Here is a 666-nt window from a genome sequence, read left to right as displayed (position 1 = left end):
GATGGGGCTGAATTGCTCCGCTGTCACGTTCAGGAGAGACTGTTTAGCTTCCTTGATCGTCAGGGGAACACGCGTAATAAATCGTTGTTTTTGCTGATGAAGCGAAGCGATCGCGGCTTCAGTATAAAGGGCGGCATCGGCCACAAAGTAGCGGCTGTTTTGTGCCGCTTTCAGGCATTGAATATGGGTTTTGATCGTCTGGGCAAAGGCTTTGGCATCATTCGTATTCCCGCTCATAGCCTGCATATAGACAGGGATACCTGCCTGATTTTCGCAAATCAGTTCAAGGACAACCTGGTTCAGTTCAGGCCGGTGATCCCGGCTATAACCCGGCACCAGTGCAATACGTTTTGTGTCATCCCCCACCAGACTGTCATAGTCACCATCGACATGAAAACTCGTGATATCCAAATGAACGGCATCGGGATTTAACCCTAATTTATCAACCACTTGCTCAGCAAGCACCTGATAAACTTCCGACACCCCCGCTTCATATAAGGCATCCAATGTACGGCCGAGCACATCATCATTAAGGTGTTCAGCTTCAATGTCAGCGCCAATTAAACGCGCAATCGGCTTATGTTGAAAAAAGCCGGAAAACATGTGCAATGTCCGGCTGTGAAACCCCAGCCCGTTAAGGATCATCGCCAGAAAAGCGTCGCCGTG

The 666-nt window shown here is 49.4% G+C and carries 1 pseudogene; it reads right to left on the bottom strand.

Annotated features, from left to right (window positions below):
- Nucleotides 1–666: pseudogene (locus tag SLS51_RS23115) on the bottom strand (IS1634-like element ISPlu4 family transposase); the annotation flags it as partial.

The organism is Photorhabdus africana (genome assembly GCF_035181445.1).
GTDB classification, from domain to species: domain Bacteria; phylum Pseudomonadota; class Gammaproteobacteria; order Enterobacterales; family Enterobacteriaceae; genus Photorhabdus; species Photorhabdus laumondii.
Note: the sequence above shows the minus strand (reverse complement) of the source record. Positions and strands in the feature narration are given on the sequence as shown.